This window comes from Actinocorallia populi (assembly GCF_002995495.1).
In the GTDB taxonomy this organism is placed as follows: Bacteria; Actinomycetota; Actinomycetes; order Streptosporangiales; family Streptosporangiaceae; genus Actinocorallia; species Actinocorallia populi.
This window is the reverse complement of record NZ_PVZV01000006.1, coordinates 587,207-609,682: the sequence shown is the minus strand read 5'-3', so window position 1 is coordinate 609,682 and position 22,476 is coordinate 587,207. Positions and strand designations below refer to the sequence as shown.

The 22,476-nt window shown below is 71.4% G+C and carries 23 protein-coding genes; 13 read left to right on the top strand and 10 right to left on the bottom strand.

The features are described from left to right. Positions 1–13 precede the first annotated feature (13 nt). The 4 genes from C2865_RS26195 to C2865_RS26180 all read left to right on the top strand — a co-directional run bounded on the left by C2865_RS26195 (position 14) and on the right by C2865_RS26180 (position 2,981). The gene (locus tag C2865_RS26195) at positions 14–1,252 is read left to right on the top strand and encodes an MFS transporter (RefSeq protein WP_198653598.1); all 1,239 of its coding nucleotides are present in this window, start codon (positions 14–16) and stop codon (positions 1,250–1,252) included. Positions 1,253–1,268: 16 nt separating this feature from the next. Then, complete coding sequence (locus tag C2865_RS26190) at positions 1,269–2,150, top strand: SDR family oxidoreductase (protein WP_106401201.1); 882 nt, start codon at positions 1,269–1,271, stop codon at positions 2,148–2,150. A 111-nt stretch (positions 2,151–2,261) separates the two neighbouring features. Continuing rightward, the gene (locus C2865_RS26185; protein WP_106401200.1) at positions 2,262–2,630 is read left to right on the top strand and encodes a nuclear transport factor 2 family protein; all 369 of its coding nucleotides are present in this window, start codon (positions 2,262–2,264) and stop codon (positions 2,628–2,630) included. Between the two features lie 9 nt (positions 2,631–2,639). Continuing rightward, entirely contained in the window at positions 2,640–2,981 is a 342-nt protein-coding gene (locus C2865_RS26180) for a DUF1330 domain-containing protein (protein ID WP_106401199.1), read from the top strand. A gap of 6 nt (positions 2,982–2,987) precedes the next feature. Here the strand turns inward: C2865_RS26180 and C2865_RS26175 are convergent, their stop codons facing one another. Further along, positions 2,988–3,329: a cupin domain-containing protein gene (locus tag C2865_RS26175; RefSeq protein ID WP_106401198.1), complete on the bottom strand. Its 342-nt coding sequence runs from the start codon at positions 3,327–3,329 to the stop codon at positions 2,988–2,990. A gap of 12 nt (positions 3,330–3,341) precedes the next feature. Further along, entirely contained in the window at positions 3,342–6,080 is a 2,739-nt protein-coding gene (locus tag C2865_RS26170; protein WP_106401197.1) for an AAA family ATPase, read from the bottom strand. A gap of 221 nt (positions 6,081–6,301) precedes the next feature. Here C2865_RS26170 and C2865_RS26165 point away from each other — a divergent pair, with 221 nt between their 5' ends. From C2865_RS26165 to C2865_RS26155, 3 genes are read left to right on the top strand one after another with little or no spacing between them, the layout of a single operon-like run. Further along, the gene (locus C2865_RS26165) at positions 6,302–6,673 is read left to right on the top strand and encodes a PadR family transcriptional regulator (protein WP_198653597.1); all 372 of its coding nucleotides are present in this window, start codon (positions 6,302–6,304) and stop codon (positions 6,671–6,673) included. Beyond that, positions 6,670–7,497, top strand: a complete 828-nt coding sequence (locus tag C2865_RS26160) for an ATP-binding cassette domain-containing protein (RefSeq protein WP_106401195.1) — start codon at positions 6,670–6,672, stop codon at positions 7,495–7,497. The genes C2865_RS26165 and C2865_RS26160 overlap by 4 nt, the downstream gene beginning before the upstream one ends. Beyond that, a complete protein-coding gene (locus tag C2865_RS26155; protein ID WP_106401194.1) occupies positions 7,497–8,198 on the top strand; it encodes an ABC transporter permease in 702 nt (233 codons plus the stop codon). Before C2865_RS26160 ends, C2865_RS26155 begins: the two co-directional genes overlap by 1 nt. A 22-nt stretch (positions 8,199–8,220) precedes the next feature. Here C2865_RS26155 and C2865_RS26150 read toward each other — a convergent pair whose 3' ends face one another. Further along, positions 8,221–8,883, bottom strand: a complete 663-nt coding sequence (locus C2865_RS26150) for a response regulator (RefSeq protein ID WP_106401193.1) — start codon at positions 8,881–8,883, stop codon at positions 8,221–8,223. Beyond that, positions 8,880–10,040: a sensor histidine kinase gene (locus C2865_RS26145; RefSeq protein ID WP_106401192.1), complete on the bottom strand. Its 1,161-nt coding sequence runs from the start codon at positions 10,038–10,040 to the stop codon at positions 8,880–8,882. Before C2865_RS26145 ends, C2865_RS26150 begins: the two co-directional genes overlap by 4 nt. 170 nt (positions 10,041–10,210) lie before the next feature. Between C2865_RS26145 and C2865_RS26140 the strand changes: the two genes are divergently transcribed. Next, positions 10,211–11,377 carry a glycosyltransferase 87 family protein gene (locus C2865_RS26140; RefSeq protein WP_106401191.1) on the top strand — a complete coding sequence of 389 codons (1,167 nt, stop codon included), beginning with the start codon at positions 10,211–10,213 and terminating at the stop codon, positions 11,375–11,377. A gap of 573 nt (positions 11,378–11,950) precedes the next feature. Continuing rightward, positions 11,951–12,514 (top strand): dihydrofolate reductase family protein, encoded by a 564-nt coding sequence (locus tag C2865_RS26135; RefSeq protein ID WP_106401190.1) that lies wholly within the window; start codon positions 11,951–11,953, stop codon positions 12,512–12,514. A gap of 87 nt (positions 12,515–12,601) precedes the next feature. Here C2865_RS26135 and C2865_RS26130 read toward each other — a convergent pair whose 3' ends face one another. The 4 genes from C2865_RS26130 to C2865_RS26115 all read right to left on the bottom strand — a co-directional run bounded on the left by C2865_RS26130 (position 12,602) and on the right by C2865_RS26115 (position 16,231). Then, the gene (locus C2865_RS26130) at positions 12,602–13,267 is read right to left on the bottom strand and encodes a VOC family protein (protein ID WP_106401189.1); all 666 of its coding nucleotides are present in this window, start codon (positions 13,265–13,267) and stop codon (positions 12,602–12,604) included. 102 nt (positions 13,268–13,369) lie between these two features. Beyond that, positions 13,370–14,005 (bottom strand): HAD family hydrolase, encoded by a 636-nt coding sequence (locus tag C2865_RS26125; protein WP_106401188.1) that lies wholly within the window; start codon positions 14,003–14,005, stop codon positions 13,370–13,372. Positions 14,006–14,303: 298 nt separating this feature from the next. Beyond that, positions 14,304–15,326, bottom strand: coding sequence for an ABC transporter permease (locus C2865_RS26120; protein WP_106401187.1), 1,023 nt, complete (start codon positions 15,324–15,326; stop codon positions 14,304–14,306). Further along, a complete protein-coding gene (locus C2865_RS26115) occupies positions 15,323–16,231 on the bottom strand; it encodes an ABC transporter ATP-binding protein (protein ID WP_106401186.1) in 909 nt (302 codons plus the stop codon). Before C2865_RS26115 ends, C2865_RS26120 begins: the two co-directional genes overlap by 4 nt. A 133-nt stretch (positions 16,232–16,364) precedes the next feature. On the opposite strand from C2865_RS26115, the gene C2865_RS26110 reads away from it, so the two are divergent. Together C2865_RS26110 and C2865_RS26105 are read left to right on the top strand one after the other, a co-directional pair. After that, the gene (locus C2865_RS26110; protein WP_198653596.1) at positions 16,365–17,825 is read left to right on the top strand and encodes a histidine kinase; all 1,461 of its coding nucleotides are present in this window, start codon (positions 16,365–16,367) and stop codon (positions 17,823–17,825) included. Continuing rightward, positions 17,822–18,484, top strand: coding sequence for a response regulator transcription factor (locus C2865_RS26105; protein ID WP_106401185.1), 663 nt, complete (start codon positions 17,822–17,824; stop codon positions 18,482–18,484). Before C2865_RS26110 ends, C2865_RS26105 begins: the two co-directional genes overlap by 4 nt. A 269-nt stretch (positions 18,485–18,753) precedes the next feature. Here the strand turns inward: C2865_RS26105 and C2865_RS26100 are convergent, their stop codons facing one another. Then, positions 18,754–19,416 (bottom strand): TetR/AcrR family transcriptional regulator, encoded by a 663-nt coding sequence (locus tag C2865_RS26100; protein WP_106401184.1) that lies wholly within the window; start codon positions 19,414–19,416, stop codon positions 18,754–18,756. A gap of 100 nt (positions 19,417–19,516) precedes the next feature. Between C2865_RS26100 and C2865_RS26095 the strand changes: the two genes are divergently transcribed. Further along, on the top strand, positions 19,517–20,455 hold the full coding sequence (locus C2865_RS26095; protein WP_106401183.1) for a sigma-70 family RNA polymerase sigma factor: 939 nt from the start codon (positions 19,517–19,519) through the stop codon (positions 20,453–20,455). Positions 20,456–20,752: 297 nt separating this feature from the next. On the opposite strand, the gene C2865_RS26090 is transcribed toward C2865_RS26095, so the two are convergent. Then, the gene (locus tag C2865_RS26090; RefSeq protein ID WP_106401182.1) at positions 20,753–21,694 is read right to left on the bottom strand and encodes a LysR family transcriptional regulator; all 942 of its coding nucleotides are present in this window, start codon (positions 21,692–21,694) and stop codon (positions 20,753–20,755) included. Between the two features lie 214 nt (positions 21,695–21,908). Here C2865_RS26090 and C2865_RS26085 point away from each other — a divergent pair, with 214 nt between their 5' ends. Further along, positions 21,909–22,439, top strand: a complete 531-nt coding sequence (locus tag C2865_RS26085) for a DUF6817 domain-containing protein (RefSeq protein ID WP_106401181.1) — start codon at positions 21,909–21,911, stop codon at positions 22,437–22,439. The last annotated feature ends 37 nt before the right edge of the window (positions 22,440–22,476 follow it).

The following is a 22,476-nucleotide window of genomic DNA, read 5'->3' as shown; positions in this document are numbered from 1 at the left end:
GAAGCTGGGGGACATGACGACGAAACCCCCCACGGGCGGCCTGTCTCGCGGGCTGCTCCTGCTCATGTCGGTGGCGACCGGGCTGGCGGTCTCGGGCAACTACTTCGCGCAGCCGCTGCTCGACCTGATCGGCAGGGAGTTCGGGATCGGACCCTCCTCGGCCGCGCTGCTGGTGACGGCGGCTCAGGGCGGGTACGCGCTGGGGCTGATCCTGCTGGTGCCGCTCGGCGACCTGGTGGACCGGCGGCTGCTGGCGGTGGCCCTCTACGCGGCGACCGCCCTGCTCCTGCTGGTGTCGGCCGCCGCCCCCAATGCCACGGTGCTCCTGGTCAGCACGGCCCTGACCGCGCTGACCTCGGTGGGAGCGCAGGTCGTGGTGCCGTTCGCGGCGGCATTGGCGGCCCCCGAGGAGCGGGGCCGCGTGGTCGGCACGGTGATGACCGGGCTGATGCTCGGCCTGCTGCTGGCGCGGACCGCGTCCGGAGCGTTGTCGGAGCTGGGCGGATGGCGGACGGTCTACTGGGCGGGTGCCGCCCTGATGGCGCTGATGGCCGTGCTGCTGCGCGTCTTCCTGCCCCGGCTCGGCAACGACGGCGAGCGCATGTCCTACCCCGGGCTGCTGCGCTCGACGGTGGCGATGTTCCGGTACGAGCCGCTGCTGCGCTGGCGGGCGAGCATCGCCGCCCTGAGCCTTGCCTCGTTCAGCGTGTTGTGGACGGCGCTGACCTTCCTGCTGGTGGAGGCGCCCTACGGCTGGTCGGAGTCGGCCATCGGCCTCCTCGGCCTGGTCGGCGCCGTGGGCGCGCTGACCGCCACGGTGGCCGGACGGCTGGCCGACCGCGGATACGTGCAGATCGTGGCCGGTGCCGGAACGGTCCTGCTGGTGGCCTCCTGGCCGGCCCTCGCCGCCGGGGCGCACTCGCTGGCCTGGTTGCTCATCGGCGTGGTCGTGCTGGACCTGGCGCATCAGGCGGTGCTCAACAGCAGCCAGAACGTCGTCTACGCGCTCCGGCCCGAAGCCCGCAACCGCATCAACTCCGCCTTCATGACCACCTTCTTCATCGGCGGCGCGGTGGGCTCCGCCCTGACCTCGGTGGTCTGGACGCACAGCGGCTGGACCGGCGTGTGCGTCCTGGGCGCCGCCCTCTCGGCCGCGACCGTCGCGCTCTGGGCCCTGGAGCGCCTCACCGTCGGCCGGGCGGCACGGAGACTCCCGGTCCACGACATGACACCGACCGCCTCATCCCTCTGATCCAAAGGAGCCGAACATGTCACGCACCGTACTGATCACCGGGGCCACCGGAACCGTGTCCACCGCGCTGATGAACGCGTTGGCGGGAGCCGATGCCGACCTCCGCGCGCTCGTCCGCGACGAATCCAAAGCAGACGGCCTGCGCGAGACCGCCAAGGTCTTCGTCGGCGACCTCGACGACGCCCGATCACTGCCGCCCGCCTTCGCAGGCGTGCAGGACGTGTGGCTGCTCACTCCGAACGGCCCGCGCGCTCCGGAGAACAACATGAACGCCCTGTGGGCCGCCCGCCAGGCCGGCGTGGAACGCGTCGTGCGCCTGTCCGTCGTCGGCGCTGCACACGACGCGCCGAACCGCAGCGGCAGGCTGCACGCGCTGTCAGACCGGGAGACCGAACAGTGCGGCATGCGCTGGACGATCCTGCGGCCGCACTGGTTCATGCAGAACCTGCTGAACGAGGCAGGTGACATCTCCGCCACCGGCACGTTCTCGCTGAACACGGCCTCGGCACGGATCGGCATGATCGACGTACGCGACATCGCCAAGTGCGCCGCCCGCGTCCTCCTCGACGACCCGGACCGCCACCACGGCAAGACGTACACCCTCACCGGGCCGCGTTCGCTGACGTTCGACGAGATCGCTGACCGGCTGAGCCTCGCTCTCGGCAGGACCATCACGTACCTGCCGGTCAGTGACGACGCCAAGCGCAAGACGCTGCTCGGCTACGGAGTTCCGCCCTGGATCGTCGACATGCTCGAGGAGTACGCGCAGGCGTACGCCTCCGGTTGGGGCGACTTCACCACCGACACGGTCGCCGAGCTCCTCGGCCGCCCACCGCGCGACGTCGCCGCCTTCATCCGCGACCACGCCGCGGCGTTCACCTCGCCCGACGGCAACTGAAACGCATGCTGAAGGGCACGCGCGAAAGTACCTAAGCACGTCAGATTCCCCGTCGTTCCCGTCTCCCTAAGTTGGTGGTCACAAGAGAGCACGACCGCTGAGGAGAGAGACATGAGCGACACGAACGAGCTGGTCCAGCGCTACCTCGCCGCCTGGAACGAGACCGACGCCGCCGCACGGCAGGCCGTTCTGGCAGAGGTCTTCGCCGAGGACGCGGTGTACACCGACCCGCTGGTCTCCGTTCAGGGCAGGGACGGGCTCGACGCCACCATCGCGGCCGTCCAGGGGCAGTTCGGCGGGCTGGTCTTCAGCCTCGGCGGCGCCGTGGACGCCCACCACGACATCGCGCGGTTCACCTGGCACCTGGGGCCCGCGGGCGCCGAGCCGGTCGTCATCGGCTTCGACGTCGCGGTGATCGGGGCCGATGGACGGATCAGCCAGGTGCTCGGCTTCCTCGACAAGGTGCCGGCCGGAATCTGAGGAGAGACCATGACCGCCTATGCGATCGCGCATCTTCGCGACCCGGAGGAGTTCCATCCGGAGGTGCTGGAATACATGGAGAACATCCAGGCGACGCTGGACCCGTTCTCCGGCCGCTTCATCGTCCACGGGGGAGCGGTGGACGTCCGCGAGGGCCAGTGGCCCGGCAGCGTCGTCATGATCGAGTTCCCGTCGGTGGAGAACGCCCGCGGCTGGTACGAATCGGCCGCCTACCAGGCGATCCTGCCGCTGCGCACGGACCACCTGGCGGGCGAGGTGATCATCGTCGAAGGGGTCGGGCCCGACCATGACGCGGCCGCCAAGGCCGCCGGGATCAGGCGGTCGCTGTGAGGCCCGTCAGGCGGTGGCGTCGTAGTTGAAGCCGAAGACACGAGCACCGGTCTCCGTACGGGGCCGGTGGCTCGTCTTCGGGCCGAAGGCGACATAGGAGCCCGGACCGTGGACGCGGTCGCCCTCGACGACTTCGCCGCTCACGACGAAGTAGGCCTCCCCGTAGGTCTCGTGGACGTCGAGGCCCGGCCACACGGCGCCCGGGGCGAGGTCGATCACCCACGTCCTGATCCCCGGCATGCCCGGGAGCATCCGTACGCGGACACCGGGACCCGGCTCGACCGGCGGGACCTCGTCGACGTCCACGGAGAGCATTCGTCCGGGCAGCACCTGTTCCGGAGGGGTCATCGAGTCAAGATCTCACAACCCCAGCCGATCGGCGAAATCCTTGAGCTCGCTCCGGGAGGCGACGCCGAGCTTGGGATACGCCTTGTAGAGGTGGTAGCCGACCGTCCGGTGGCTGAGGAAGAGCTGCGCGGCGATGTCGCGATTGGACAACCCCTGCGCGGCGAGCCGGGTGATCTGCAGCTCCTGCGGGGTGAGGTCGGCGGCCGCGCCTTCGGCGGTTCTGGGACCCCGGTCCTGGACGCCGGTCGCGGTGAGCTCGCCACGGGCGCGTTCGGCCCAAGGCCGCATGCCGAGCCGGTCGAAGACCTCCAGGGCGTCGTTCAACGGTCCGCGCGCCTCGGCCTTGCGCCGGGCCCTGCGCAGCCACTCGCCGTAGAGCAGAGCCGTCCTGGCGTACTCCAGTGCGCGGCCGTCCTGGTCGTGCAGTTCCAGGGCCGCCGTGTAGAACGCCTCGGCCCGGTCGTCATCGGCGAGCAGGCCGCGGCAGCGCAGCACGAGCGCGTCGGCCCACGGCTGCCGGACCTGCCCGGCCCACCGCTCGAAACGCGCCAGAGGCTCGGCGGCACGCTCCGGCGCCCCCACCCGTACGGCCGACTCCACCAGGTCGGGAAGGGAGCGGGTGGCGCAGATGTGATGGCGCATCGGCTCGCGGGTCAGGCGCTCGAAGCGGGCGAGCGCCGCCTCGGCGCGGCCGAGACCGAGGTCCAGCAGCCCGAGCGACCAGTGCGCCCACGGCGCGCCGGGGGAGATGGCACCGGCGGTGGCGTCCGCCAGCCCTTCCTCGGCATGGCGTCTGCAGGCCGCCTCCTCTCCCTTGGCCGCGTCGAGGTAGGCGAGCACGCTGCTGAACTGGCTCACCCACTGCTGTTGACCGGTGTCGCGGGCGAGCCCCAGGGCCTCGGTCGCCGTGGCGAGCGCGTCCCGGTGCCGGCCGGTGAACACCTCGCCCTCGGCGATGAAGAACAGCACCGTCGGAAGCCGGCCGGCACCGCCCCGGGCGCGGTGCTCGGCGGCGAGCACGGTCGCCAACTCGTAGGCGTCGGCGTCCTGGCCCAGCGCGAGTGCCGCTCCGCAGAGGATCATCAACGCCTGGTCGGGAATCCGGCCCCGCCGCCGCACCTCCGCGAGGACGTCGCCCAGCGGTGGCGGCCGCTCGGAACGGCCCCGGTCGAGGTGGACGAGATAGGGGCCCACCGGCGCGAGCGGGTCCGCGCCGTCCAACGGCAGCTCGGCCAGCCGGTCCAGCGTCGCCGCGAGCCGCCGTTCCCCCAGGTACCAGGAGGTGTGAACGGCCTGGATCAGCAACACGGCGGCACGGCCCGGATCGGTGTCGCGGACGAGCTCCGCGCCGTCGAGCAGCAACCGGTGGGCAGCGGAGTAGGAGCCCTGCCAGAAGGCCGCGAGAGCCCGCACCTGGGTGATCCGCGCGCTCACCGCCGAGTCCTCGCCCAGCCGCCGGGCCGCACGGTCTCCGAGAGATCCGGCACGTTCCAGATCGCCCGCCTCCAGTGCGGCCTCCGCCGCCAGGACCTCGCGGCGAGCCCTGTCGTCGGGCGCGACGCTCAGGCGGGCGGCCCGTTCGTACGCCGCCGCGGCCGCCTCGTGACCGCTGCGTTCACGGGCGCGGGCGGCGGTCCGTTCCAGCGCGGCGGCGGCCTCCTCGTCGGCTCCGGTGGCGGCGGCCGCCAGATGCCACGCCCGGCGGTCGGCGTGCTCGGGCGAGTCGAGGGCGTCGGCGAGCGCGCGGTGGACGGCGAGGCGTTGCCCGATCGGCGCCCGCTGGTGGACGGCGGCGCGGATCAGCGGATGGCGGAAGCGGATCGTGGTGCCGTCGGCGTCACCGCGGAGCACCAGGCCGGCCTGCTCGGCGGGGGAGAGGTCCTCGGCCGCCGCCCCCAGCGTGGCTGCGGCGCGCAGGACCACGGCGAGCTCGCCGGTCTCGTCGGCCGCCGCCACCAGGAGCAGGCTCTGGCAGGCCTCCGGCATCCGGCTGACCTGGCCGTGGAAGGCCAGTTGCAGGCGGCCGGTGAGGGGGAGCGCCCCCGGCGAGAACGTGCTGCCGCCCTCGGCGGCCAGCGCGACCGGCAGCTCCAGCAGGGCCAGCGGGTTGCCGCCCGCCTCGGCGAGCAGGCGGTAGCGCACGGCGGGCGTGAGCGGATGCCGGTCGAGCAGGGCCGCGGCCGCCTGCGGAGCCAGCCCGGAGAGCCGCAGCTCCGCGAGGCCGGGCGCGGGGAAGGACCCCTCGCCGTCCCGGGCCGCGAAGATCATGACCACGCCCTCGGAGTGCAGGCGCCGGGCGGCGAACAGGAGCGCCTCCCGCGAGGCCCGGTCGAGCCACTGCGCGTCGTCGACGATGCACAGCAGCCCGCTCTCACCCGCGTGCTCCGCCAGCAGGGAGAGCACGGCCAGTCCCACCAGCATCGGCTCGGATCCGGCCGCGGGCCCGAGCCCGAACGCCGCCTCCAGTGCCTCACGCTGCGGGCCGGGCAGCGCGGCGAGGGACCCCAGCGCCGGACGCGTCAGCAACTGCAGTCCCGAGAACGGCAGCTCGGCCTCGAACTCGACACCCGTACCGCGGACCAGCCGCATGTCCCCGGCCGCCGCAGCGGCATGGTCGAGCAACGCCGTCTTGCCGATGCCCGGCTCGCCCCGCAGCACCAGCGACGAGCTGGCGCCCGCCCGCGCTCCCGCCAGCAGCGCGGCGATCACGTCCTCTTCGGTCTCACGCCCGTACAGCTCCCCCGCGCCCATGCCCCCATCCTGGCATTCGTCCAAGAATGTCCCGTACCAGCCGGTCAGCGGCGGCGGAACGTCCGGCGGTGAAGAGCCGGGGATTGCGGGGGCGATATCGCGGCGATCCAAGCGGTCCTCGCCACCATCGAGCACGCCCAGAACAACTTCGTCGTCGACGGCGGGTGACGGCTTTGCATGGTAGTTAGACTTAATACCGGTAGGCAGTTAGCCTACCTACCATGTTGAAACAGATGAGGCAGCAGTGGCTTCACGGCTTCCTGGACGTGTGCCTGCTGTCCCTGCTCGCCGACCGCCGCGACTACGGGCGAGGGCTGGTGGAGCGTCTCGTCGAGGCGGGATTCGACGAGGTCCCGGGCGGCACCCTCTATCCGGCCTTGCTGCGGCTGGAGAAGCAGGGACTGGTCCGGACCGAGCGGGAGGCGTCCGTGTCGGGTCCGCCCAGGAAGTACTACGAGCTCACCGAGCCGGGCCGGACGGCCATGCGCGAACGGCATCACGCGTGGCGGCACTTCAGGACCGCGATGGACGCCGTCGTCGTCTCGCCGCTGGACGCGCTGGACTCCGAGGACGTCGGGGGGACGGGTTCATGACTCCCGAAGAGGAATGGGGAATGCAGCTCGTCAGGCATCTGGCCTCCGCCGGGATCGCGCCCGCCGAGGCGCTCGAGATCACCGGGGACGCGCTGGCCGAGGCCGCGGCCGCCGGGGCCGATCCCCGCGTGATGTACGGTCCGGCCGTCGCCTACGCCGGCACGGTCGCGCAGGCCGTGCGCAGCGCCGCCGCCACGGCGCCGCTGCCCCGTATGCGCGGGCCGGTCGTGCTCCGGCTGCGCGGCGTCTCCAAGAGCTACCGGCGGCGGCAGGTCCTGAAGAATGTGCACCTGAGCCTGCACGCGGGCGAGGTCGCGGCGATCGTGGGCGCGAACGGCTCCGGCAAGTCCACCCTGCTGAACATCTGCGCCGGCTTGACCCGTGCCACGTCCGGCACGGTCGAGCGCACCGCGAGGATCGGCTACGCGCCCCAGCAGGACGGCGTCGCCCCGCTGCTGACGCCGACCGAGCACTTCCGGCTGTTCGGCGCGGTGCACCGGATGGGCCACAAGAAAGCGGTGGCGATCGGGACCGGGCTGGCCTCCCGGCTGGGCTGGCGTCCGCGCGAGGACGTCGTCGCCTCGCACCTGTCCGGCGGAACGCAGCAGAAGCTCAACGTGGTCCTCAGCGAGCTCAACCGGCCCGAGCTCATCCTGCTCGACGAGCCCTACCAGGGCTTCGACCAGGGATCCTACGTCGACTTCTGGGATCAGGTCTTCCGGTGGCGGGACGGCGGCGCCGGGATCCTGGTGGTCACACACATGCTCCACGACCTCGACCGGGTCGACCACGTGCTCGAACTGCGCCCCGCGGAGGAGTCCTGATGCTCTTGACCGTCGCCTCGACCAGCCTGCGCGAGCTGGGCCGGCGCCACGTCGCGCTGCTGTTCGTCCTCCTCCTGCCGTGCGTCTTCTACCTGGCGCGCATCGACGTGTCCTGGCAGGCGATCCGGTTCCTCGCGATCGGCGTGGGGTGGGCCGTCGCCACCCTGTCGCTGTTCAGCCACGTCGGCGCGCGGCGCCTCGACCAGCGGCTCGGCGTGATCGGCGCCTCTCCCACCGCATTGTTCTTCGGCAGGCAGCTCGCGCTCCTGGGTATCGGCGCCATCGTGTCCGGCGCCTACTTCGGCCTCGTCGCCGCCACCCGGGACGACCTGCCGCGGCTGCCCGCCGTGGCCCTCCTCCTGGTGACGACCGTCATGATCAGCGCACCGCTGGGCGCGCTCGTCAGCCTCGTCATCACCCGTGAGCTCGAAGGCGCGCTGGCCCTCCTGTCGATCATGGCGCTCCAGCTCCTGGTCGACCCGGACGGCTCCGCCGCCAAGCTGCTGCCCCTGTGGTCCACCCGTGAGCTGTCCGCCTACGCCATCCAGGATCTCAGCACCGACAGCCTGCCGAGCGGCATGCTCCACTTCGCCCTCACCCTGGTGCTCTGCGTCGCCGTCGCCTGGGTCGCCAGCACCTTCCGGCTCCGCCCCGTCCCCCTCAGACCCCCTGTCCCGGCCCGTCCCGACGCCGACCGCTGACGTCCTCTCCGTCCGGCGCGGGTCAGGAAAGAGCGGTCACCAGGCCGGTGTCGTAGGCGAGGATGACCAGCTGGATGCGGTCGCGGGCATCGAGTTTGGTGAGCAGGCGGGCCACGTGGGCCTTGGCGGTGGCCGTGCTGATCGTCAGCTCGGCGGCGATCTCGGCGTTGGACAGGCCGCGGCCGACCAGGGTGAGCACCTCCCGTTCGCGTCCGGTGATGTTGTCGAGGGACCGGCGGGCGACGGGCGGGGCGGGGGAGGGCCGGGCGGCGAACTCCTCGATCAGGCGGCGGGTCACGCTGGGCGCGATCAGGGCGTCTCCGGCGGCCACCACGCGGATCGCGGCGAGGATCTCCTCCAGTGCCATGTCCTTGACGAGAAAGCCGCTGGAACCCGCGCGCAGGGAGGCGTAGACGTACTCGTCGTCGTCGAACGTGGTGAGCATGACCACGCGGGTCGCCCCGCCGTCCGCGGTGATGGCGCGGGCGGCCTCGATGCCGTCCATGCCGGGCATCCGGATGTCCATCACCACGACGTCGGGGCGCGCCTCGCGGGCCAGGCGGACCGCCTCCGTGCCGGTGCCCGCCTCGCCGACGAGGGTGAGGTCGGCGGTGTCGGCGAACAGCACGCGCAGCCCGGCGCGGACCAGGGGCTGGTCGTCGGCGAGCACGACCCGGATCGTCATGATGCCGCCCCGGGCAGCGGCAGCCGCGCCTCGACGCGGAAGCCGCCCTCGGGCCGCGGGCTCGTGATGAGGCTGCCGTTCAGCAGGGCGACCCGCTCGCGCATCCCGGTCAGGCCGTACCCGGTGCCGTTGCCGGACGGGCCGCGCCCGTCGTCGACGATCTCCACGACCAGCTCCTCGTCTCCGTAGACGACCGACACCCGGCAACGGTCGGTGCTCGCATGGCGCACCACGTTGGTGAGGGACTCCTGAACGATGCGGAACGCCGAGAGGTCGACCTCGGCGGGCAACGGACGCCGTTCTCCGCGGCGGCACAGCTCGACGCGGACACCCGCGTCCCCGGTCGTCCGCACGAGACCGTCCAGGTCGGCGAGGCCGGGCGCGGGGACGAGCGGCGCCTCCGCGCCCTCGGGATCGGCGCGGCGCAGCGCGCCGAGCATCCGCCGCAGCCCGGACAGCGTCTCGCGGCTGGTGGTCTCGATGACTCCCAGCGCGTTGCGCGCCTCCGCGGGCTGGGTGTCGATGACCCTGCCGCCCACTCCGGCCTGGATGGCGATGACGCCGATGCTGTGGGCGACCATGTCGTGCAGCTCCCGGGCGATCCGCAGCCGCTCGGCGGTGACGGCCTGGGCCGCGGCCTGCTCGGCCAGCTGCGCGGCGTGCAGGCGGCTCTGGCGGGACGAGTTGCCGGCCATCCAGGCGACCGCGGCGGCAAGGGTCAGCAGACCGAGCACGCTCGGCAGCGCCGGCGGGGGGACCACGAGGACGGCGCAGGCGGACTGCGCGAAGAACAACGCCACCAGGGCCGCCAGTGAGGTGGGGCGAGGGCGGACCGCCGCGATGTACCCGAGGGTCCCGTCCATGACCACCACGGCGATGAGCGCCACCTCCATCTTCGGCATCGCGGCCAGCGCGGCCGCCCAGGAAAGCGCCAGCAGCGCCAGGACGGGCAGCGGGCCGCGCCGCACCAGGGAGAGCACCAGCACGGTCAGCAGGACGGCCGGGAGCCCCTCCACGAGGCCGAAGCCGTGACGGCCCTGGTCGAACGTCCAGAACAGAACCGGGGGGTACAGCAGGCCCCCACCCCACGCCAGGGCCGCCGTCGCGGCCGGGGACAGGCGGCGGGACCAGGGAGAACGGGGTGCGACGGGGGTCATGTGACCGATCGTAGCGACGGGTCCCCCCGGAGGCATCGGCCTGCGGGCGTAAGCCCACGGGTCACCGTCCGCCGCGCCGATTGCCACCCGTGGCCCGATGCCCGGCAGGGAGCCGCCACGGCACTGTTCTGACCGTTCTGCCGGATTCTTCGAGTGACGGAAGCGGTGCCGTGAAACGTCGTGGCCTTTACTGGCTCCTGGCCATCGAGATCGTGGGAGTCGTGGTGTTCGCCGCCGCGTACCGATCCCTGGACCACTACATCTACTGGCTGGGCGGCCAGGCCGTGACGGACGGGACGCAGCTCTACGGCGAGCGGCACTCCGGGCTCTGGTTCACCAACACGCCCTTCATGGCCGTGCTGTTCGCCCCCATGGCCGCGCTGCCGCTGACGGCGGCCCGCATGGTGTGGCAACTGGCGTCGGTCGCGGCGTTCGCCTGGGCGTGCGCTTCGGCGCTGAGGCTGGCCGGACGCCGCCCGACCGGCAAGGCGGTCGCCGCGGCGGCGGCACTGGGGCTGCTGCTCGAACCGGTGTGGCACACGCTGTTCCTCGGCCAGGTCAACCTGTTCCTGCTGGCCCTGGTGCTGGCCGACGTCCAGCGCGTGTCCGAGGGCCGCCGGGCCGGCATCGGGATCGGCATCGCCGCGGCGATCAAGATCACTCCGGCGGTCTTCGTCGTCCTGCTCCTGGCGGCCGGACGCGTCAGAGCGGCGATGACGGCCGCGGGCGCCTTCGTCCTGTGCACGGCCGCCGCCCACCTCGTCAACCCGGACGCCTCGCGGCTGTACTGGCTGCACACCTTCTACGACACCTCGCGGGTCGGCGTTCCCTACATCAGCAACCAGTCCCCCTACGGTGCCGCGGCACGGATCCTCGGCGGGGTCGACCACGTCGGCGCCTGGTACCAGGCCGTCCCCCTCCTGCTCGGCGCCCTCGGCCTGGCGACGGCCGTCGCCTGGGCGCGCCGCGGCGACTGGACGGCCGCGGCTGCGGTGACCGGTGTGACCGGCCTCCTCATCTCCCCGATCTCCTGGAGCCACCACTGGGTATGGGCCGTACCGGCCCTCGTCGTCCTCGTCCGCAACGGCGACCGCGCCCTGGCCCTGGGCGGATTCCTCCTGTTCCTCCTGGCCCCGCCGTGGTGGACCCCGCGCGACGGCGGGCCGGACGAGTACGGGCTCCACGGCCTGCTGACGGTCATCGCCAACTCCTACCTGCTGGCAGGGCTGGCCTTCCTCCTCCTCATGGCCGTCCGCCTGCGCACCCGCACCCCGGCGGCCCCGCCCCTCACACCGGCGGCTAGCCCGGGACCCCCCCCCCGGGCATACCGACGGTGAGCCCCAGCAGACAGCCCCGACCCACCGTTTGAGAGCCCGAACGATCAATCCCGGCACACCGACGACCGGTCTGGGAAACCGCTTTGGCGTACCGACGGTGAGCCGCGGCAGACGACCCCGGCCCACCGTTGGGGAGTCCAGACGACCAGCCCCGGCACACCGACGACGGGACTGGGAAACCGCTTTGGCGTACCGACGGTGAGCCGCGGCAGACGACCCCGGCCCACCGTTGGGGAGTCCAGACGACCAGCCCCGGCACACCGACGACGGGACTGGGAAACCGCTTTGGCGTACCGACGGTGAGCCGCGGCAGACGACCCCGGCCCACCGTTGGGGAGTCCAGACGACCAGCCCCGGCACACCGACGACGGGACTGGGAAACCGCTTTGGCGTACCGACGGTGAGCTGCGGTGGACGGGCGGCTCGAGCCGGCGGGACCTGTATGTTCAGGCCCGGAGGGAAGCCGTAAACAAGTCGTAAACGGGTTCCGCCAAGCTGAGGGCACGAAGAGAGCGGCGGGCCGGGCGACCGGCCGATCTCAGTGCCTCAGCCCATCTTGAAGGAGAACATCCCATGCGTAAGCTCAAGCTCCAGGTCCAGGTCACCGTCGACGGCTACATGGCGGGCCCGAACGGCGAGATGGACTGGCTGACGTTCTCCTGGAGCGATGACCTCAGCGCCTACGTGGAGGCGTTGATGGAGTCGGTGGACCACATCGTGCTGGGCCGCAGGCTCGCCGAGGGCTTCATCCCCGCCTGGGAGGCCGGGCCCGAGGGCGAGGACCAGGCCTCCATCGACTGGATGAACGACACCCCCAAGACCGTCGTCTCCAACTCCCTGTCCCACTCCCCGTGGAAGAACGCCGTCGTGGCCGGCGGCGACCTGACCGAGGCGATCACCCGGCTGAAGGACCAGCCGGGAGGCGACCTCATCACCTACGGGGGCGCCACCCTCGTGCGCAACCTGATCGCCGCGGGGCTGCTGGACGAGCTGCACCTGCTCGTCAACCCCGCGGCGATCGGCAAGGGCATGCCCGTCTTCCCCGACCTGGGCGCCAAGCAGCCGCTGCACCTCGTCGAAGCCCGCCCGTTCGACTGCGGCATCACCGCCCTGCACTACCGGCCCCAGCACGACTGAACGGACCGAGCAGCGGACGGACACCGGGTGCGGCCACGAACGTGGAACCGGCCCGGAGCCCCACCTCACCTCGATGAGGAGCGCCCCTCACGTCTCGGGGTCGAAGACGCAGAACTCGTTGCCCTCCGGGTCGGCCATGACCGTCCAGGAGATCTCCGCATCGCGCTCGCGCAGCACGCGGGCACCGGCCGCGGCCAGGTCGGCGACATCGGCGTGCACATCCCAGTGGACACGGTTCTTGACGGTCTTCGGCTCGGGGACCTGGACGAAGTCGAAGGCGCCGACCGGCATGCCGGGGATGTTCTCCACCGTCGACCAGCCCTGGTGATGCGCGACGTCGGCATCGTAGACGGACGCCCACCAGGCGGCCTGCGCGCGCCGGTCCGCGCAGTCGACCACGAGGCCGTGGATCCGGTCGCGGGGCAGGTCGTCACGCAGGAACGCGCAGAACTCGCCTCCCTCGACATCCTGCATGACCGTCCACTCAGGAAACTCCTCGACCTTCCGGGCCCCGAGCGCCTCCAGATCGGCGATCGAACGCGCATAGAGGTCCAGATGCACGCGATGCTTGACGGTCTTCGGCTCGGGCACCCGGTTGATCCAGATCGTGTGCTGCGGAGTGGGCCCGGTCAGCTTGCCGTCCCCGTCATCAAGGGCGACCCGGTCCAGACCCACCGCCCCCGCCAGGAAGACACCCAGCGCAGCGGGATCGACCGCGTCCACGACAAGATCTTTGAACCGTGCGAGAACCATGATCCGAGTCCTTCCTTCTCCACCACCGACTCCCCAATCATGATCTTTCACATCAGAGAAGCGGTAACCACGCAGCTGAAGCGGTGTCCCCTGTCACGGCCGTCAGCGAGCGGTCGGGACAAGACGCGCCAGGAAGGGGAGCACGCTCCGCAGATCATCGCCGTCCACGGCGACGCTCGCCGCCTCGCGCGCCCCTGCCGAGGCGTTGAACGCCACGCTCAACCCGACGGATGCGAACAGCGGCAGGTCGGAGCGGCTGTCTCCGACGGCCCCGCAGGAGCGGCGGGCCAGCCCCATCTTTCGTACCTGGGCAAGGGCGAAGTCGCGTTTGTCGTACTCGTCGAAGTGACGGGCGACCCGTCCCGTGAACCGTCCGCCGGCGGTCTCCAGCCGAGGCCCGCTGCACGCGTGGAAGCCGAAGCGATCGGCCAGGTGACTACCGACCGGCGACCAGGCGAGGGTCGCCAGTACCGGCGCCAACCCATTCTGCCGGCACCAGGTCACGGTCTCCGCGATGCCCGAGACCAGGGGAAGCCCGTCGAGCCAGCCGGAGATCCGATCTTCGGAAACCCCCGCCCAACCCGCCGCATCCAGTTCGGAGACCTGCCGATTGTCCAGATCCCCGGAGGCATAGGCCTCCTCGGCCTTGGCCAGCTCATCCCGATGCCCAAGGAATCCGGCCAGAAAGACCGACGAACTCGTCCCCGGGACGAGCGTGCCGTCGACATCGAAGAACACGACACCCGCAAGACCAGTTGAGGGCACCGACCAAGAATGTCACCACCGCCCTTACGACCGCGAAGCGACGCACGACCTCCCCCCTCCGTGAAAGGCCAGGCAACCGTCCTCATGCGTGAAGCGACGCACGACCTCCTCCACCGTGGGAGGCCGGACAACCCTCCGCGCGTGCGGTGACACAGCCCCCCTCCTCAACCGTGAGAGGCCAGGCAATCACCCCACGTGTGGAGTGATGTGCGGACCTCTCAAGCGGGGGGGACAAGCGGCCAGCCCTACGTATGAGTGATGCACTGCCTTTTCAGCTGCGGGAGGCCGCGGCGACCGTCCCCGCGCGTGAAGCTACGCGCGGCCTCTCAGAGGAGGCCAAGCGGTCAGTCCTGCGTGTGGAGCGGCTGTCCGGCCTCCCTGGGATGCGGGGGCCGGGCAGCTGCCTTGGGCTTTGGGGATGGTGCCGGCGGGATAACTGGTCGCGGCGGTGCACGCTGGTGATGGCGAGTGCCGCAGCGGCGATCGCCCAGAGGGCGTAGACGGTCCAGGCGCCGGTGGTCGTCCAGGGGAAGGGGGACGGGGTGTGGCCGGTCTCCGCGAGCTTGAGCCAGGCGCGGTAAGGCGTGGCGTGGCCGAGGGTCGCCTGCCAGTGGCGGTCGTCGGAGAGGGCGATGGGGAGCATGAAGAGGAGCAGCACCGAGGCGGTCATGGTGGCGGCGGTGTGCCGGAGCACGGTGCCGAGCGCCAGGCCGACGAGTGCGCTCACCGGGGCGAGGAGCGCGGAGGCCAGAACGAGGCGCAGGGCGCCGGGATGGCTGATCGGGACACCGACGCCCTTGCCGTTGAGGACCGCCTGGGTCAGGACGAAAGAGGTGGACGCGACGAAGGCGCCGAAGGCGGTGGCGGTCATCGTGAGAACGACCGCCTTGGCCGCCAGCACCGAGCGGCGGGCCGGAACCGCCGCGAAGGTCGTGCGGATCATGCCCGTGCCGTATTCGACCAGGATCATGACGGCTCCGAGGGCGCCGAGGGCGAGCATCATGATCATGGAGGCGTTCACGGTGAAGGCGTCCTGGAGCGGGATCCCGTTCCGGATGAAGTCGGCCTCCTCCTGGTTCTGCTCCGCCCAGTGGCTGGAGGTGTCGTAGGCGGTGCCGACGTTGAGGGCGATGACGGCCAGAGCCGTGGCGGCATAGGCGATCCAGGTCGAGCGCAGGGACCGGAGCTTGATCCACTCGGCTGTGACCAGGTCACGGAAGCGGGCTCGAGGCTCGGTGCCGCCGAGCGCGCGGGCGGGTGCGCGCGTCGCCTTCGTGTCATTCGTGGTGGTCATCGGGACTCTCCTGCGAGGTATTGCACGCTGTCGGCGGTCAGTTCCATGAACGCCTCCTCCAGCGAGGAGGAGCGGGTGCTGAGGTGATGGATCGGGAGACGGTGCCGTTGGGCGATCTCACCGACCTGGACCGAGGTCAAGCCGGTCACGACGAGGAGATCGCCCTCCACGCGTACCGTCGCGCCCTCCGCCGCCAGCAGGCCCTCCAGAACGGAGGAGGCGGAGGTCCCCACGGTGACGTCGGACCGGGTGCCGCGGGCGGAGAACCCGGCGAGGCTCTCCGCCGCGATCAGCTCGCCGCGGCCGATGACGACCAGCTGGTCGGCGGTGTGCTCCATCTCGGACATCAGGTGGCTGGAGACGAACACGGTGCGGCCCTCGGCGGCGAGTCGCCGGAAGAGATCACGCACCCACTTGACCCCTTCGGGGTCGAGCCCGTTGAGCGGTTCGTCGAAGATCAGCACCGGTGGATCGCCGAGCAGCGCGGACGCGATGCCGAGCCGCTGTTTCATTCCCAAGGAGAAGCCGCCGATGCGGCGCCGGGCGGCCTCCGCCAGACCGGCCTCCTGCAGCACCTCCGCCACCCGGTGCCGAGGAATGCGGTTGCCGGCGGCCAGGGCGGCCAGATGCGCCGCCGCGGTGCGCCCGCCGTGCACGTCGTGCGCGTCCAGGAGCGAGCCGACATGACGCAGGCCGCGGGAGCGGTCGCGGAAGGGGCGGCCGCCGACGGTGACCGTCCCGCTGGACGGCTCGTGCAGGCCGAGGATCATCCGCAGCGTGGTGCTCTTGCCCGCGCCGTTCGGCCCGAGGAACCCCGTCACCCGGCCGGGTCGCACGGTGAAGGTCAGGTCTTTGACGGCCGTCGTGCCGCCGTACCGTTTCGTGAGCCCGTTGACTTCGATCATGGGACAACGGTGCCGCCGGACCCTGCCGTCCGTCGTCCAACCGTCGATGACAATCCTCGAGGCAGGGTGTCCTCCCCGGGTTTACATCCACAGGTCGATGCCGGGGTCCGTCACAGGGGGTTAGCATCGCGGCATGTCTGTTTCACCGCCTCTGCCGCTGATCAAGCGCCTGCCACCAGGTCTGTGGACAGGGCTGCTGTGGGTCGCGATGGCGGTGTGGCCCCTCATCGAATTCGTCGTGATGCCGAGGCGGCAGGGTTATTCGCTCAGCTACCCCCGGGACGGTCTGGACTCGCCGGCGGCCCAGGGGCTGCTCGCCCTTTCCTTCGTCCTGGTGCTGGCCGGTTGCGCGCTGCTGCGCCGCAGGACCGCGGTCGCGTACGGGCTGGTGGTCGCCGGCACGATCGTCTCGACGGCGGCCTGGCGCCAGGACGAGATCCCGCCTCTGCAGTTGCTCGGTGTGGACGTCGCTCTCTGCTACGTCGCGACCGTGCTGCCCCGGCGGAGCTCGCTCACCGCGGCCGCAGGAGCGCTCGGCGTGCTCGCCGGCTATCTCGCTCTCCGCGGGATCAGCGGGGACGATTCCGGCACGGCCGCCGAGCCGTTCATGGCGCTGACCGTCGTCATCGCCTGGCTCATCGGCAACTCGACGGCCCAGGCCCGCTCCCACACCGAGGAGCTGCACGCCCGGGCCGCGGCCCAGGCCGTCATCGCCGAACGGCTGCGCATCGCCCGCGAGATGCACGACACGGTCGCCCACAGCATCGGTGTCATCGCCCTTCAGGCCGGTGCCGCGGCCCGGGTCGTGGAGACCCAGCCGGCCAGGGCGCGCGAGGCGATGATCGAGGTCGAGAAGGCGGGGCGTGAGACGCTGACCGGGCTGCGCCGGATGCTCGGCACGCTGCGCCAGGCCGACCGGCATTCCACCGCCCCGGCCGAAGGACCGATACCGTCCCCGCTGAATCCCACCGGGCTGGCGGACGTGGAGCGGCTCGCCGCGACGACCACGGCCGCCGGAATGCGTGTGGACGTGTGCTGGATGGGCAGACGCCGTGTCCTCTCCTCGGACGTCGACCTCGCGGCCTTCCGGATCATCCAGGAATCGGTGGCCAATGCCGTGCGGCACTCGGGCGCCGATTCCTGCCGGGTGAACGTCGACTACCGCGAAGACGAACTCGCCATCGAGATCCGGGACCGGGGGAGGGGCGGCGGCACCGGTACGGACACCGGATACGGGCTGGTCGGCATGCGGGAGCGCGTCGCGCTGCTGCACGGCGATTTCACCGCCGGTCCGTGCCCCGACGGCGGCTTCGCGGTCACGGCCCTGCTGCCGGCACCCGAAGCGGCGCTCACCGGAACGGGAGAGCCCCGCGCCAGGTCGGGAACGACCACCGTCAAGACGGAGGCGGCCGCCACCGGGACAGAAACGACCCCTACCGAGGCGGGAACAACCCCTGCTGAGACGGGAGCGACCCCTGCCCGGACAGGAGCGGCACGCACCGGGACGCGGGCGGTAGACGCCGAGGCGGAGAACTCGGACGCCGGGACGGAAGTCATGGGCGCCGAGGCTGATGTGGAAGTTGGATTCCGATGACCGTTCGTGTCGTACTCGCCGATGACCAGCCGCTGGTCCGGGCGGCCTTGCAGATGGTCATCGCCGATGCCGCGGACGTGGAGGTCGTGGGCGAGGCGGCGGACGGCGCGGAAGCGGTCCGGCTGGTCGGGGAACTCGCTCCCGACGTCGTGGTGATGGACATCCGGATGCCCGGCATGGACGGCATCGAGGCGACCCGTCTGATCACCGCGGCCACCGCCTCCACCCATGTCGTCGTCCTGACGACCTTCGACGATGACGAGTACGTCTACGGGGCGCTGCAAGCGGGCGCGTCCGGGTTCCTCGTCAAGGACATGGCACTGGACGACATCCTCGCCGCCGTGCGCACCGTCGCCGCGGGTGACGCGCTGATCGCGCCGAGTGTCACCCGCAGGCTCATCAAGGAGTTCGTCGACCGCCCCTCGGCCGCGCCGTCCCGCCCGGCGAAATCCCTCAGCGGCGTCACCGACCGGGAAAAGGAGGTGCTGACCCTGGTCGGCAGCGGCCTGTCCAACGCCGAGATCGCCGACCGGCTGTGCATCAGCGTCGCCACCGCCAAGACCTACCTCAACCGGCTGCTCACCAAGCTCGACGCCCGCGACCGCGTCCAGCTCGTCATCCTCGCCTACGACGCGGGCCTGGTGACCCCCGCCCGGTGACCACCACCGAACGCCCCACCACCCGAAACCGCTCCCGGATCACCGAGACCGACCGGCGGACCAGGCAAATCGCATCCCGAGTCCCGCCCCGACGTGGCCCAGGACGCCGGTAGACCCGTGCCACAGGATCGAGAGCATCCCACGGCCTCCCTATCGGCGCAGCGGGGCGCCCGCGCTGTGGCAGCGGGTCGTAAGGCAGGAGCGGTTCGCGAGCGCTCCATCGGTGCAGCGGGACGTCCGTGTTGTGGGGGCGGAGCAGGTCGTGGGCTCTACCTCGGGGTGGCGGGGAGGGGTTCCTTTCGGATGGCGTAGTCGGCGAGGGAGGGTTCCAGGCAGCCGAAGGCGGCTTGGGCGTGGTCGGTGAGGGTATGGGAGATCTCGTCATTGTCTCGGCCTTGGACGGTGAGGTGCAGGGTTTCTTCGAAGAGCAGGCGGTGGACGGCGGCCAGCTGGGCCGCGGCGACGCGAGGGGTGATGTCGTCGGGGGACGCGTCGGTCTCCTCGGCGAGGGCGGCGGCCAGTGCTTTCTCGCGGTCGTCGTGGAACTCGCGCAGGCGGGCCGTCAGGGCGGGGCTTTCGACGATCATGCGGGCGAACTCGGGGCCCGAGAAGCCGATGACGGGATCCTGGGCGGCCACCGCTGACAGGTAGGCGCGGTGCAGCGCGGCCAGTGCGGACTCGCCCGGGCCGCGTTCGCGCACCGTCCGGGCGGGCAGCTGCACGAAGACGTCGTGCATGTCCAGGGCGAGGTCCTCCTTGCGGGGGAAGTAGTTGGTGACCGTCATCTTGGCGACCTGCGCGGCGACCGCGACCTCGGCGATCGTCACATGGTCGAAGCCCCGCTCCAGGAAGAGCCTGGTGGCCTGCTGCGAGATGTTCTCCCTGGTCTGCCGCTTCTTCAGTTCCCGCAGACCCGTCGGCTTTGTGCTCATGGCACCAGTATATCTAGACCCGACCAAAAAATACTCTTGACATATGTCTGTGCTCGACCTAAGTTTAGGCCCGTAAGCCACCAAGGAGAGGAACCCGCTCTTGACCGTTGCCGCCCGCACCGCATCCGACGTCCGCACCGCCGACCCGGTGCGCGACTACCTCAACGAGATCGGTCGTACCCCGCTGCTGACCGCCGAGCAGGAGGTCGAGCTGGGAGAGCGCATCGAGGCCGGCGTCCAGGCCCGGCGCCGTCTCGACACCGAAGGGCTCACCGCCGCCGAGCGGGACGGGTGGGAGCGGATCGCGGCGGACGGCGAGCACGCCAGGGACCACATGATCCGGGCCAACCTCCGGCTGGTCGTCTCGATCGCCAAGCGCTACGCCGCCGGAGAGGGGCTGCCCCTGCTGGACCTCGTGCAGGAGGGCACCATCGGGATGATGCGCGCGGTGGAGAAGTTCGACCACCGGCGCGGATTCAAGTTCTCCACCTATGCCACCTGGTGGATCAAGCAGGCGATCGGCCGCGCCCTGGCCGACCAGAGCCGCACGATCCGTCTCCCCGTCCACCTCGTCGAGGTCCTCAACCGGGTGTCCCGCACCCGCCGCTCCCTGCTGGGCGAGCTCGGCAGGGAGCCGACGTCCGCCGAGCTCGCGGCCCACCTCGACCTGCCCGTCGAGAAGGTCGAGCAGGTGCTGCGCCACGACATGCCCCTGGCCTCGCTGCACACCCCGCTCGCCGAGGGCGGCGGCTCCGAGCTGGGCGACCTGGTCCCCGACGACGCGCCGGGCCCCGCCGACGAGGTCGCCGCGTCCCTGCTGCGCCGCTACCTGGACACCGCGCTGGCCACCCTCACCGAACGGGAGGCGGCCGTGATCTCCCAGCGGTTCGGCCTGGACGACGACCGCCCCAAGACCCTGGACGAGATCGGCAGGAGCTACGGCCTGACCCGCGAGCGCATCCGCCAGATCGAACGCCAGGGCATGCGCAAGCTCCGCCACCCCACCCGCACCCGCGCCCTGGCCGACCTCCTGACCTGAACCGCCCCGAGCGCCGGAAGGAGCAGGCACACGACCCCGCGGGCGCGAGGGAGAGCGGCAAGGCTCATCCGACCGCTCCCGGAAAGAGAAGCGGCAAAACCTGTCAGACCGCTCCAGGGAGAGGGGGAGCGGTCCGGGTCGCTCCAGGGAGGCTGCCCCACCGCCTCTGATCGCTCGGCGAACGGTGCCGGCCGGCCGCTGAGCCGCCAGGCTCACGGAAGGACTTCTCGAAGGAGGCCCCGCGTCCTTCTGCAAATCCGTCCGTAACGACGGCTTCTTGAAGATCGAAGATGCCCGTCACCAGGGCGTCGTCTCTTCCTGGCTCGTCCGGACCGCTTCCTGCCGTTCCGGGTCGCCGGTCAGGTGGCGGGTGACGAGGGTGGCGAACTCCGCCGCCGGTGGGCTGAGGGTGTGCCATTGGCGGGCGGCCCAGCCGACGGTCAGGGGGGTGAGGTCGGGGATCGGGACGGTGCGCAGGGGAGTGGCCGGGTCCGGGAGCAGAAGGGGAAGGGCGGGGAGGACCGCATGGCCGACGTCCAGCTCGGACAGGAGGACGGCGGTGTCCCAGTCGGCGGTGCACACCGGGGCGGGCGGGCGGATGCCGAGGCGGATGAAGTCCTCCTCCAGGCGGCGGCGGGAGGCGGAGTTGTCCGGGTGGGCGATGTGGCGGATGGTGGCGAGCGTGGCGGGGTCGATCGACGACCGTTCGGCCAGCGGGTCGTCGGCGTGGACGAGCAGCACCCAGGGCAGGTCGACGACCGGCCGCTGCTCGATGCCGGGCAGCGGCTCGTCGAAGGTGATCCAGGCGAGGTCGGCCCAGCCGTTGTGGAGCAGTTCGACGCAGCGGCGGGTCGAGTGCGCCGAGCGGAACTCCAGCGTCATCTCCGGATGGCGGTTGCGAAAGAGCGGGATCGTGCCGGCCATGAAATGCCGTACCGTGACGCCGCCCGTGGTGATCCGCACCGCGCCGCTGCGGCCGTCGCGCAGTTCGCCCAGGTGGCGGAGCGCGGCGTCGAGCGAGGCGATTCCGCCCTGCGCCGCCTCGTAGAGCACCCGCCCGGCCCTGGTCGGGACGACTCCGCGCGTGTGCCGTTCCACGAGGGCCATCCCGGTCTCGCGTTCCAGCCGCTTCACGTGCTGGCTGACCGCCGACTGGGTGCGCGCCAGGTCGCGTGCCACGGCGCTGAGGTTCCCCGCCTCGCACACGGCGACGAACACCCGCAGGTCGTCCAGCGTCATGGACACCCAAGATATCCCTAAGCCCTTGGCAAGGAAACCCAAGGATTGACTGGGGTGCACGACCGGGGACACGATGAGGACCGGTGAACCGGCAAGCCCCACGACATGGCGGCAACCCGCTCCCACCGCTCCGTCGGGTCCTCCGACTGCCCGGGCCGTACGGCACGGTCCCGGCGGAGCGGTGGGCGGGTGTCGACCACCGAGGAGGCACGGCATGGACGACGACGTCATCGCGCTGCTGTCCGCACGCGGCGCCCGGGAGATCTCCCATCCGGGCGGCACCCTGCACACCCATCTGATCCGCGTCGCGGAGCGCCTGGCCTCCTGGGGCGCCCGCCCCGCACTGCGCCGTGCAGGCCTCGCCCACGCCTTCTACGGCACCGACGGCTTTCCCACCGCCCTGGGCGACCCGGCCGACCGCGCGGAACTGACCGCGGTCACCGGCCCCGAGACCGAGGCCCTCGTCTACCTGTACGGCAGTTGCGACCGTTCGTTCACCTACTCCCGGCTGAGCACGGACGGGACGTTCCGCGACCGCTTCACCGGCCTGGAAACGCACCCGCCGCGGCCTCTGCTGAGGGACTTCGCCGAGCTCAGCGTGGCCAACGAACTGGACATCGCCGACCTGGACCCTGCTTTCCGCGCCCGGTACGGCCCGGCTCTGCACGCTCTGTTCGCCTCCTGGGATCACCTCTTGAGCGGCCCCGCCCGCCGGGCCGTCCACCAGATCACGGCCGCTCCGTAGACGCTCCGTCGTACGCGAGCCGTGTACGACCCGAGGT

Excerpts from the sequence above, each read along its gene's own strand:
- C2865_RS26195 (WP_198653598.1), top strand. The coding sequence starts at position 14 with ATGACGACGAAACCCCCCACGGGCGGCCTGTCTCGCGGGCTGCTCCTG.
- C2865_RS26190 (WP_106401201.1), top strand. The coding sequence starts at position 1,269 with ATGTCACGCACCGTACTGATCACCGGGGCCACCGGAACCGTGTCCACC.
- C2865_RS26185 (WP_106401200.1), top strand. The coding sequence starts at position 2,262 with ATGAGCGACACGAACGAGCTGGTCCAGCGCTACCTCGCCGCCTGGAAC.
- C2865_RS26180 (WP_106401199.1), top strand. The coding sequence starts at position 2,640 with ATGACCGCCTATGCGATCGCGCATCTTCGCGACCCGGAGGAGTTCCAT.
- C2865_RS26175 (WP_106401198.1), bottom strand. The coding sequence starts at position 3,329 with ATGACCCCTCCGGAACAGGTGCTGCCCGGACGAATGCTCTCCGTGGAC.
- C2865_RS26170 (WP_106401197.1), bottom strand. The coding sequence starts at position 6,080 with ATGGGCGCGGGGGAGCTGTACGGGCGTGAGACCGAAGAGGACGTGATC.
- C2865_RS26165 (WP_198653597.1), top strand. The coding sequence starts at position 6,302 with ATGTTGAAACAGATGAGGCAGCAGTGGCTTCACGGCTTCCTGGACGTG.
- C2865_RS26160 (WP_106401195.1), top strand. The coding sequence starts at position 6,670 with ATGACTCCCGAAGAGGAATGGGGAATGCAGCTCGTCAGGCATCTGGCC.
- C2865_RS26155 (WP_106401194.1), top strand. The coding sequence starts at position 7,497 with ATGCTCTTGACCGTCGCCTCGACCAGCCTGCGCGAGCTGGGCCGGCGC.
- C2865_RS26150 (WP_106401193.1), bottom strand. The coding sequence starts at position 8,883 with ATGACGATCCGGGTCGTGCTCGCCGACGACCAGCCCCTGGTCCGCGCC.
- C2865_RS26145 (WP_106401192.1), bottom strand. The coding sequence starts at position 10,040 with ATGACCCCCGTCGCACCCCGTTCTCCCTGGTCCCGCCGCCTGTCCCCG.
- C2865_RS26135 (WP_106401190.1), top strand. The coding sequence starts at position 11,951 with ATGCGTAAGCTCAAGCTCCAGGTCCAGGTCACCGTCGACGGCTACATG.
- C2865_RS26130 (WP_106401189.1), bottom strand. The coding sequence starts at position 13,267 with ATGGTTCTCGCACGGTTCAAAGATCTTGTCGTGGACGCGGTCGATCCC.
- C2865_RS26120 (WP_106401187.1), bottom strand. The coding sequence starts at position 15,326 with ATGACCACCACGAATGACACGAAGGCGACGCGCGCACCCGCCCGCGCG.
- C2865_RS26115 (WP_106401186.1), bottom strand. The coding sequence starts at position 16,231 with ATGATCGAAGTCAACGGGCTCACGAAACGGTACGGCGGCACGACGGCC.
- C2865_RS26110 (WP_198653596.1), top strand. The coding sequence starts at position 16,365 with ATGTCTGTTTCACCGCCTCTGCCGCTGATCAAGCGCCTGCCACCAGGT.
- C2865_RS26105 (WP_106401185.1), top strand. The coding sequence starts at position 17,822 with ATGACCGTTCGTGTCGTACTCGCCGATGACCAGCCGCTGGTCCGGGCG.
- C2865_RS26100 (WP_106401184.1), bottom strand. The coding sequence starts at position 19,416 with ATGAGCACAAAGCCGACGGGTCTGCGGGAACTGAAGAAGCGGCAGACC.
- C2865_RS26090 (WP_106401182.1), bottom strand. The coding sequence starts at position 21,694 with ATGACGCTGGACGACCTGCGGGTGTTCGTCGCCGTGTGCGAGGCGGGG.
- C2865_RS26085 (WP_106401181.1), top strand. The coding sequence starts at position 21,909 with ATGGACGACGACGTCATCGCGCTGCTGTCCGCACGCGGCGCCCGGGAG.